This window comes from Streptomyces sp. NPDC017890 (genome assembly GCF_044328675.1).
GTDB lineage: Bacteria > Actinomycetota > Actinomycetes > Streptomycetales > Streptomycetaceae > Streptomyces.
Genome location: NZ_JBIRHU010000099.1, coordinates 1 through 2,786 on the forward strand (window position 1 = coordinate 1; position 2,786 = coordinate 2,786).

The following is a 2,786-nucleotide window of genomic DNA, read 5'->3' on the forward strand; positions in this document are numbered from 1 at the left end:
CCAGCCAGTAGTAGATACGGATCCACTCACGTCGGTGTACCGCATGGCTATTCGCAGGTGATTCGGAGGTGCAAAAGCCCGTTGGGGTCCCTTCACGTCTCGCCGACGAGGGGATGCCGACTGCCGTTGCGCCGCTGACGGATCAGCGGCAACCCGCACGGATTCGAAATGCTTGTCGATCCGCGCCATTCTTGATGTTACGTGTGGGGCCAGATACGTATTCAGCCGCAAAATGGAGAGTCCGTCGTTCAGGGAAATGGATCACATCTGTAAGGATCGGCGGCTTCGAGAGGAGGGCTTGGCTTCGAGAGAGTTGGCCAGCCTCCGAGACCGTGACCCACCCCAAAGAAGTTTCCCGGGTTCGGTGAAAAACTGCTGGGCATGTATTGGCAACGACGAACCGGACACGTTGCCGGTGACGGCGTTGCTAGAAGTAGCGCTTGAGATCCTGTAGTCGGTCGAAAATGGCTGGTGGGTAGTTGCCGTGTGGTTGGCCACACTGGTTGCATACCGCAAGGGTCAGGCCATCGGAGGTGTCAAGATCTGTGTAAGGGAAAACGCTGTAGAGAAGTACGTGCTTGACAAGTGCTGCGTAAAAATCCTTGTTTATAGGATCGATATCGGAGCTCGCAATCTTGACGAATGCTTGCTTCGCGATCTCTAAAACGCCGAGTATTTCCCTGACGCCATCCTGCTGGAGAAGCCGTTCCGAGTCGTGGAGGTCGATATTCATGCTTTCAATGTCATCAATGAACTGCCGAATAGCTCGACGTCCATGTAACTGCTCAGAGCTCAACTCTTGGGTACTAATTTTCTGGTAGTTGAACTGCTTAATATTTTCGTCCATGAATGCATAGAGTTGATGTAAGTGTGTCGCGACACGTTGCCTTACCTCTTTTTCGGCATCGGCGTCCACCTGTTTTTGCGTAAGTGCGTTGGCGCGCAATTGCGCAGTCAAAGCAAGGAATAACAGAATGATTCCTGCCAATCCTGTAATGGGATTCGAAATTCCACCGATCGTGTCGCCAACCGTTCCGTATTCCTTCAAGTATTCGAAAGGAAGTACTGGGAGGAGTGACAGGGGGACGACGATCGCAAGTAGTGCTCCGATCGTCACGACGACGACGGTCGTCCGCCAGTTTCGTTGGTGGTTATTCATTAGTTCCGTCCAGTCTAGATGGATGTCGTTTTTACGGCTGCACAGACTCCCAAATCGGGTTGGAAGAGTCGAGTTAGCCGAGAGTGTCCCAATCTGGGCTGACAAAGATTATTGCGCTAAGCATCGAGGAAAATCCGCGGGCGGCACGTATTCTTTACATGGCGGTCGGGATTTTTCTGGTCATTTCGAACCTGGAGTTTGAGATAATGCGATGAAATCGCTCGTTGAGATCGACTCGCACAGAGGTATGCTTTGGTTCACCGTTATCGCCCCTGCAAACGTAATTATATACTGTAGAGCCTAGATGGCTCGCCGTTTCTTCGACACAGTCGAGCCCGCTGAGGCTGGCGGCGGCCGTACGGCAATCGTTCAGGCAAGTAGACAAATTCGCAGTCAAGGTGAATCGGTAGAAGGAAGTTGCCCCATGGCTTGACGGGCCATATCGGTCCCCTTCTTCTCGATCTGTGTTCAAGGCAATGCGGAGCTCGTTCACGCCTCCCCGTGAGTAACTATGCACGCTGTGAGGGTCTCGATCGAATTGGTGCGCTTCGGTTTCGGTCGAACTCGGGTGCCGCGCGGTTGCTGTCTTTGCAGACTCGCTCGTCTCCATACCTACGCCGCACCCTGACGGCTGTGGTCACCTATACTTGCAACGCTGGGGCTGGATCGCGCATCAGCAGTACCCCCTTATGCCGGGATGTTCAGAATCAATCAAAGCGTCAGATCCACGTGGCGGCATGTTTTTTACGTCACGCACTCGGTCAGCGTTTCAGCTGCGACGGTAGCTGGGAGTCGATCGACGAAATCTTTCCAGTTGAATGCGTCGGCTCAGCGTAGCTTCTGGTTTGCCGCACGTGTAGTCGTCCTGCTTTCGGTTGCGCCGGGGGCACTTTCGAGATCAGGAGTTGATCGTATGACTGTTAGCTATGCAGTTACCAATCCGCGTACCGGGGATGTTGTTTCGACGTATCCCACTGCTACTGCGGAGGATGTGGAGAATGCTCTCGCTGCGACGAGTGCCGCGTATCGCGGATGGTCGAAGTCGTCGACGGTGGCCGAGCGCGCGGCGTTGATGTGGAATGTGGCGAATCTGTTCATCGAACGCAAGGATGAGCTTGCTGCGATTGTGGTCAGGGAGATGGGAAAGTCTCTGGTGGAGGCGGTTGAGGAATGCGAGCTGTCGGCTTGGATCTGTGACTACTACGCCAGCAATGCGGAGCGTTTTCTGGCTGATGAAGAGATCGAGATTCGGGATGGTGAGGGGTCGGCCTGTATTCGGAGGTCGGCTGTGGGGTCGTTGCTGGGGATCATGCCGTGGAATTTGCCGTTTTACCAGGTGGCCCGCTTTGCGGGACCGAACTTGGTTTTGGGTAACACGATCATCCTCAAGCATGCGCCGCAATGCCCTGAGTCCTCGGCGGCTCTTGCAGAGTTGTTCGTCGATGCCGGGTTCCCGGTGGGTGCTTATGTGAACCTGTATGCGACCAACGAGCAGGTGGCACAGATCATTGCGGACCCACGCAACCAGGGGGTGTCGGTGACGGGGTCTGAGCGTGCAGGCTCTGCGGTCGCCGAGATCGCCGGGCGTAATTTGAAGAAGGTTGTTCTCGAGTTGGGTGGGTCGGAT

At 54.8% G+C, this 2,786-nt stretch carries 2 protein-coding genes; one reads left to right on the plus strand and one right to left on the minus strand.

Annotated elements, in window-relative coordinates; all coding sequences use genetic code 11:
- Window positions 1-427: 427 nt before the first annotated feature.
- Window positions 428-1,117 carry a hypothetical protein gene (locus ACH4F2_RS35540; RefSeq protein WP_157770418.1) on the minus strand — a complete coding sequence of 230 codons (690 nt, stop codon included), beginning with the start codon at window positions 1,115-1,117 and terminating at the stop codon, window positions 428-430.
- 955 nt (window positions 1,118-2,072) lie between these two features.
- Here ACH4F2_RS35540 and ACH4F2_RS35545 point away from each other — a divergent pair.
- A partial coding sequence (locus ACH4F2_RS35545; RefSeq protein WP_398136770.1) for an aldehyde dehydrogenase family protein occupies window positions 2,073-2,786 on the plus strand: 714 nt, incomplete at its 3' end.